Origin of the sequence: Spirillospora sp. NPDC046719 (genome assembly GCF_040645715.1) — a bacterium.
Lineage (GTDB): Bacteria > Actinomycetota > Actinomycetes > Streptosporangiales > Streptosporangiaceae > Spirillospora.
This window is the reverse complement of sequence record NZ_JBEYYT010000151.1, coordinates 1-6,086: the sequence shown is the minus strand read 5'-3', so window position 1 is coordinate 6,086 and position 6,086 is coordinate 1. Positions and strand designations below refer to the sequence as shown.

The following is a 6,086-nucleotide window of genomic DNA, read 5'->3' as shown; positions in this document are numbered from 1 at the left end:
GGCTATCCACCACCCATTATTCCAACTGTATTCTCCTACGCGACCGGGGGGGGGGGGGGGCACGCCCCCCCGCAAGTGACAGGCGTGAGCCCTCGGAGGAGGCAGGCATGACCATCACCGCATCGCCGGAGGAGCTCCGGTCGCTGTTCCTCTTCGAGGACCTCGACGACGAGAAGCTCGAATGGCTGTCGGCCTGCGGCACCGTCGCCGAGATCCCCGCCGACGGGGTGATCTGCGCGCAGGGCGATCCGGCCGAGTTCCTGTACGTGCTGCTGGAGGGCGAGATGGTGATGAGCCAGCTCGTCCGGGACCACAGCGTCGAGACGAGCCGGACGTCGCGGCCCGGCACCTACGGCGGCGCCGTCCAGGCGTACCTGGACGACCAGATCGAGCAGAAGTACCAGCACACGCTCCGGGCGACGCGCCCGTCGCGGGTGTTCGTGCTGCCGGCCCGCAAGTTCAGCAAGGCCGTCCGCAAGTGGTTCCCGATGGCCACGCACCTGCTGGCCGGGATCTTCTTCGGGATGACGAACCTGCGCCGGTCCGTCGACCAGCGGGAGCGGCTCACCGCGCTCGGCACGATCACCGCGGGCCTCACCCACGAGCTGAACAACCCGGCGGCGGCCGCGGCGCGGGCCAGCGCCGAGCTCGGCGACCGGCTGCTCGCGGCGCAGAAGAGCCTCGCCGACCTCGCCGCGCAGGGCGCCGACTGCACGCGGCTGGCGGCGCTCGTGGCGCTGCGGCCCACGCTGCCCGCGGCGCCGGGCGCGCGGCGCAGCCCGCTGGAGGTCAGCGACGCCGAGGACGAGCTGGGCGACTGGCTGGAGGAGCACGGCGTCGCGGACGCCTGGGACCTGGCGCCCGGCCTCGTCTCCGCCGGGGTCGGGGTGGAGCAGGCCGAGGAGGTCGCGGAGGCGGCCGGCGAGCACCTGCCCTCGGCGATCCGGTGGCTGGCGGAGGTGATGGAGGTCGGGCAGCTCCAGGCGGAGATCTCCGAGGCGATGGACCGGATCACCGCGCTGCTGGACTCCGCGCGCCAGTACTCGCAGCTGGACCGGGCCGCCTACCAGCGGGTCGACCTGCGCGAGCTGCTGAACAGCACGCTGACGATGCTCAAGCGCAAGTTCGGGCCGGGGGTGACGGTCAAGACCGTCTACGACGAGTCGCTGCCGCCCGTCCCGGTGTACGCGGCGGAGCTGAACCAGGTATGGACGAACCTGATCGTGAACGCGCTGTACGCGATGGACGGCCAGGGCACGCTCACCATCCGGACGTCCCGGGTGAACGACCAAGCGATGGTGGAGATCGCCGACACCGGCTGCGGGATCCCCGAGGAGGACATCGACCGGATCTTCACGCCGTTCTTCACCACCAAGCCGGTGGGGCAGGGGACGGGCCTCGGGCTCGACATCTCCTGGCGGATCGTCGCCGACCGGCACGGCGGCGACATCAAGGTGGAGTCGCTGCCGGGCGACACCCGCTTCCAGGTGCTGCTGCCGCTGGCCGAGGCGTCCCGCAACGGGGACTGACGGCGCGCGTCCAGTCATTTTCCGGCGGGGTGGCGCTCTCCTTTTCGTCGATGAGGGACAAGCGCCCGCCTCCCCTCGGGTGATGTGATCGGCGTACGGGCTCACACCGGGGTCGGGGGCGGGGGGGCCCCCCCCCCCCCCCCCCCGCGGGCGTTGTGCGCGGCGTCCGGCCACCCCCGGGGGCCGCCCGGCCCCCCCCCCCCCCCGCCGGCCCCCACGCCCCCGTACCGCGGTGCCCTCTCGCGGTGCCCGTCCCGCGACGCCCGTGCCGGCACCTGCTCCCGCGCTGATCCCTTTCGGGGGCGGGTCAGTACGACTGGAGTTCGAGCAGGTTGCCGCCGGGGTCGCGCAGGTGCGCGGTCCGCAGCCCGGCCCCCCACTCCGGACGGTCCGCCGGCGCGGCCACCACCCGCCCGCCGAGCTCGGCCAGGGCGGCGGCGGCCTTCTCGACGTCGTCGACGCGGAACACCAGCATCGAGCCGTCCTGCCCGGACGGGGCGGGCAGGTCCGCGGTGCCCACCGCCTCGGCCATGCGGGCGCGCCCCATCAGGACCAGGACGCACTCGTCCTCGTGATCCCAGTTGGCGTACTGCGCGGCGGGGAGCATCTTGACGGGCCGGATGCCGAGCAGCTCGTCCAGCGCCGCGGTGTAGAACCGGGCGCAGGCGTCGAAGTCGTCCACCAGCAGGCGCGGGTAGAGCGCGTCCATGCCGCCTCCAATTCATGGGTGTTCACCAATGATGGGGGTAACCCTACAATAGGGGGATGGACGACACCGCGGGCCCGCTGCCGCCCCGCCTGCTCGCGATCACCACGTTCGTGCTGGCCCAGGTGGGCCGGGCCGGCCGGGTCCGGATGGGCCGGTTGATGGACGAGCACGGCCTCGGCCTGTGGCACTTCGCCGTGCTGTCCGCGCTGGACGACGCGGCCCCGGCCTCCCAGCGGGAGCTGGGCGCGCGGCTGCGCATCGACCCGAGCGACCTGGTGGAGGTGGTCGGCCGGCTGGAGGCGGCCGGGTTCGTCCGGCGCGAGCGCGACCCGTCCGACCGGCGCCGCTACGTGGTCGAGCCGACCGCCGAGGGCCGGGCGGAGCTGGACGCGATCGGCCGCCGCGCCGTCGAGCTGGACGCCGACCTCCTGGCCCCGCTGCCCGCCGCGGACCGGGCCGAGTTCGCGCGCATGGCGCGCGTGCTGCTGGCCCACCACGACCCGAGGGCCCGCTGACGCCCGGCGCTGCGGCGCCGGGCGAGGAGCGCGCTAGTGCTCGACCGTGAGGACGATCTTGCCGAACTGGGTGTTGGACTCCAGATGGCGGTGGGCCGCGACGACGTCGGCCAGGTCGAAGGTGCGGTCGATCACGGGGGAGAGGGAGCCGGAGCGCAGGCCCGCGTTGATGAAGTGCTTCGCGCGGCGCAGCCGGGGCTCGCTGTCGACGGTGAGCTCGGTGAAGGCGTAGGTCCGGATGGTGCGGCCCCGGAAGTCGGGGGCGATGGGCATCGGCGCGGGGGTGGGGTCCAGCCAGCCGTAGAACAGGAGGGTGCCGTCCGGGGCGACCGCCTGAACGAGGGTGTCGACCGCCGGGCCCATGACGGCGTCGACGGCCAGATCCACTCCGCGGCCGCCGGTGGCGGCGTCGATCTCCTTGAGGAGGTCCTGCTCCTGGACCGCGATGACGTGGGCGGCGCCCGCGTCCAGCAGCCGCCGCCTCTTGGCGCCGGTGCGGGTGGTGGCGATGGGGATGGCGCCGAGGTGGTTGGCGACCTGGATGGCGGCGAGGCCGACGCTGCTGGAGGCCGCGTTGACGAGCACGGTATCGCCGGGCTCGGTTCCGCCGAACTCGACCAGGAGGCCATAGGCGGTGGTGTAGGCCATCCAGGTGGCGGCCCCGGTCACCGCGTCGACCCCGGCGGGCCGGTGCACCAGCGCGTGCGCCGGGAGGACGACCGACTCCCCGTAGGTCCCGTACTCGGTCATGAGGAAGGCGGGCACGGCGCTGACGGCGTCGCCGGGCGCGAGGCCGTCGACGCCTTCGCCGACCGCCTCCACGACGCCGGCCGCCTCGTAGCCGATCCCGGACCCGGGAAGGTTCGGCTGGTAGACATAGGTGCCGGACCGGAAATTGGCCTCTGCCCGGTTCAGGCCGATCGCGTCGACGCGGACGCGGACCTCGCCCTTTCCGGGTTCGCCGGGCGCCACCTCCCGCAGCCGGAGCACCTCCGGGCCGCCGAGCTCGTCGAAGAACACTGCCTTGGTCATCACGGATCCCCTTGGTCGGGCCGGCCGCGCCGATGCGAGCCGGGTCATGCCACCGTAGGAGCCCGCCTCCGAGACCTTCAATAAGTGATCGTCTGGCAGGACCCAGCGATCGTCTCGGCATCTAGACTTCCGCCATGGACGTCCTCAGCGACACGATCACCGCCATGCACGCCGGACGGCCGCACGCCAACCGCCACGAGCTGCGCGCGCCGTGGGGCATGCGCTTCACCGCCGACAGCGGCGGCGCGTTCCACGTCGTGCTGGAGGGGTCGTGCTGGCTGCTGCCTCCGGACGGCGCCCCGCCGATCCGGCTCGGCGTCGGGGACGTGGCGTTCCTGCACGGGGCCGGCACGCACGGACTGGCCGACCACCCCGGAAGCCCGCTGGTGGACTTCGACATGCGGCGCCCGAAGGCCGGGCCGGAGGGCACCGGCGCTCCCGCGATCGTGCTGTGCGGTGCCTACCTGCTGGACGGCAGCAGGGCGCACCCCCTGCTGGCGGAGGTCCCGCCCGTCGTCCACCTGCCCGCCCGGATCGGACGCCATCCCTCGCTGCGCGCGGCCGTCGACCTGCTCGGCGACGAGATGGGGCGGGCGCGCCCCGGAGCGGGGGCCATCGTGCCGGCGCTGCTCGACACGCTGCTGCTCTACATCCTGCGGGCCTGGTTCGAGGAGCGGACCGAGGACCCGGCCGCGACCGGCTGGACGGTGGCGCTCACCGACCCGGCGATCGCCGCGGCCCTCACCGCCATCCACGACGCGCCCGACCGGCCCTGGACGGTCGCCGAACTCGGCGCGCGGGCGGGGCTGTCCCGCGCCGCCTTCGCCAACCGGTTCACCGCCCTGGTCGGGCAGCCGCCCCTGACCTACCTGACCTGGTGGCGCATGACGATCGCGGCGCGGCTGCTGCGCCAGTCCGGCATGCCGCTGCGCGTGGTGGCGCGGCGGGCCGGCTACTCCTCGGACGTCGCCTTCGCCGCCGCGTTCAAGCGCGAGTACGGCATCACCCCCGGCCGCTACCGGACCACGAACGCGCACCCGCGAGACGACCGGACCACGGCCGGAGCGTAGGGGCCGCCGGGGCCGTCGGCGGTCACCGCGCGGCGGGCCGGCTCTGGGAGAAGGTGCGGCGGTAGGTGCGGGGCGGGACGCCGCGGCGCAGCGCGAACTGCTCGCGGAGCACGGCCGCGTCGCGGTAGCCGACCCGGCGGGCGACCTCCCGGACCGGCAGGTCCGTCGTCTCCAGCAGTTCCTCGGCCAGGTCGAGCCGCTGCGCGCGCAGCCACGCGTGGGGCGTCGCGCCGGTCGCGGCCTTGAACCGGCGCGCGAACGACCGGCGGCTCATCAGTGCCCGCGCCGCCAGCTCGTCCACCGGCAGCCGCCGGTCCAGGTTGCCGCGCGCCCACGCGATCACGTCGGCCAGCCGCCGGTCGTCCCCGTCGGACGGGACGGGCGCGTCGATGTACTGGGCCTGGCCGCCGTCCCGGTGCGGCGGCGTCACGAGGTCGCGCGCCACCCGGTTGGCGAGGGCGGCGCCGTGGTCCCGGCGCAGCAGGTGGAGGCAGAGGTCCAGGCCCGCCGCCGCCCCTGCCCCGGTCACGACCGCGCCGTGGTCGATGTAGAGGGCGTCCGGGCGGACGGTGACCCGCGGGTGCGCCGCCGCGAGTTCGGCGGCGTGGCGCCAGTGCGTCGTGACGTCGAGGCCGTCCGCGAGCCCGGCCGCCGCGAGCAGGAACGTCCCGACGCAATGGGCCGCGATGGTCGCGCCCCTTCCGTGGGCCTCCCGGAGCGCCTCCACGACGTCCGGGGGCGCGTCGCGGAACCCCGCGCCGGGCAGCAGCAGGACGAGGTCGGCCGAGGCGATCAGCTCGGGTCCGTGGCCGATGTGCGCCTCGAGACCGAGTTCGGTGCGCAGCGGGCCCGGCCGCTCGGCGCAGAGACCGAGATCGAACGGCGGGACGCCGTCGCGGGGACCGAACACCGAGTTCGCGATCCCGAGGCTCAGCGCGGTGACCCCCTTCGGGGCGTAGGCGGCGATGCGCTGGAACGAGGGCATGCCGCCAGGATGGCACGAAAACTGCGATGGGTGGCAGATGGGCCACTTCTCCGAGCCGAGGGCGCGGGCCAGGCTGGTCTTCATGATCGAGCAGAGCAGTGAGCGGAGCGGCGGCCGCGTCCGGCGCGACGACAGGATCATCCTGGTGACGGGGGCCACGGGGAAGCAGGGCGGCGCGGCCGTCCGGCACCTCCTCGCGGCCGGCCGGCGCGTCCGCGCCCTGACCCGCGACGTGCGCGGCGCCTC

The 6,086-nt window shown here is 74.6% G+C and carries 7 protein-coding genes; 4 read left to right on the top strand and 3 right to left on the bottom strand.

Features of this window, described 5'->3' with window-relative positions; all coding sequences use genetic code 11:
• Nucleotides 1–107: 107 nt before the first annotated feature.
• Nucleotides 108–1,529, top strand: a complete 1,422-nt coding sequence (locus ABZ914_RS24690) for an ATP-binding protein (RefSeq protein ID WP_500196018.1) — start codon at nucleotides 108–110, stop codon at nucleotides 1,527–1,529.
• Nucleotides 1,530–1,836: 307 nt separating this feature from the next.
• Here the strand turns inward: ABZ914_RS24690 and ABZ914_RS24685 are convergent, their stop codons facing one another.
• The gene (locus ABZ914_RS24685) at nucleotides 1,837–2,238 is read right to left on the bottom strand and encodes a VOC family protein (RefSeq protein WP_500196016.1); all 402 of its coding nucleotides are present in this window, start codon (nucleotides 2,236–2,238) and stop codon (nucleotides 1,837–1,839) included.
• A 56-nt stretch (nucleotides 2,239–2,294) separates the two neighbouring features.
• Here ABZ914_RS24685 and ABZ914_RS24680 point away from each other — a divergent pair, with 56 nt between their 5' ends.
• Entirely contained in the window at nucleotides 2,295–2,753 is a 459-nt protein-coding gene (locus tag ABZ914_RS24680; protein ID WP_500196015.1) for a MarR family winged helix-turn-helix transcriptional regulator, read from the top strand.
• A gap of 33 nt (nucleotides 2,754–2,786) precedes the next feature.
• Here the strand turns inward: ABZ914_RS24680 and ABZ914_RS24675 are convergent, their stop codons facing one another.
• On the bottom strand, nucleotides 2,787–3,785 hold the full coding sequence (locus ABZ914_RS24675) for a zinc-dependent alcohol dehydrogenase family protein (RefSeq protein ID WP_500196013.1): 999 nt from the start codon (nucleotides 3,783–3,785) through the stop codon (nucleotides 2,787–2,789).
• Nucleotides 3,786–3,919: 134 nt separating this feature from the next.
• Here ABZ914_RS24675 and ABZ914_RS24670 point away from each other — a divergent pair, with 134 nt between their 5' ends.
• Complete coding sequence (locus ABZ914_RS24670; protein WP_500196011.1) at nucleotides 3,920–4,855, top strand: AraC family transcriptional regulator; 936 nt, start codon at nucleotides 3,920–3,922, stop codon at nucleotides 4,853–4,855.
• A 22-nt stretch (nucleotides 4,856–4,877) separates the two neighbouring features.
• Here ABZ914_RS24670 and ABZ914_RS24665 read toward each other — a convergent pair whose 3' ends face one another.
• Nucleotides 4,878–5,840 (bottom strand): GlxA family transcriptional regulator, encoded by a 963-nt coding sequence (locus ABZ914_RS24665; protein ID WP_500196009.1) that lies wholly within the window; start codon nucleotides 5,838–5,840, stop codon nucleotides 4,878–4,880.
• On the opposite strand from ABZ914_RS24665, the gene ABZ914_RS24660 reads away from it, so the two are divergent.
• Nucleotides 5,821–6,086, top strand: a 266-nt coding sequence (locus ABZ914_RS24660; RefSeq protein ID WP_500196008.1) for an NmrA family NAD(P)-binding protein, incomplete at its 3' end; no start/stop codon positions are given. The two genes, ABZ914_RS24665 and ABZ914_RS24660, sit on opposite strands and share 20 nt — an antisense overlap.

Coding starts and splice junctions, on each gene's coding strand:
- ABZ914_RS24685 (WP_500196016.1), bottom strand. CDS start 2,238: ATGGACGCGCTCTACCCGCGCCTGCTGGTGGACGACTTCGACGCCTGC.
- ABZ914_RS24670 (WP_500196011.1), top strand. CDS start 3,920: ATGGACGTCCTCAGCGACACGATCACCGCCATGCACGCCGGACGGCCG.
- ABZ914_RS24680 (WP_500196015.1), top strand. CDS start 2,295: ATGGACGACACCGCGGGCCCGCTGCCGCCCCGCCTGCTCGCGATCACC.
- ABZ914_RS24675 (WP_500196013.1), bottom strand. CDS start 3,785: ATGACCAAGGCAGTGTTCTTCGACGAGCTCGGCGGCCCGGAGGTGCTC.
- ABZ914_RS24665 (WP_500196009.1), bottom strand. CDS start 5,840: ATGCCCTCGTTCCAGCGCATCGCCGCCTACGCCCCGAAGGGGGTCACC.
- ABZ914_RS24690 (WP_500196018.1), top strand. CDS start 108: ATGACCATCACCGCATCGCCGGAGGAGCTCCGGTCGCTGTTCCTCTTC.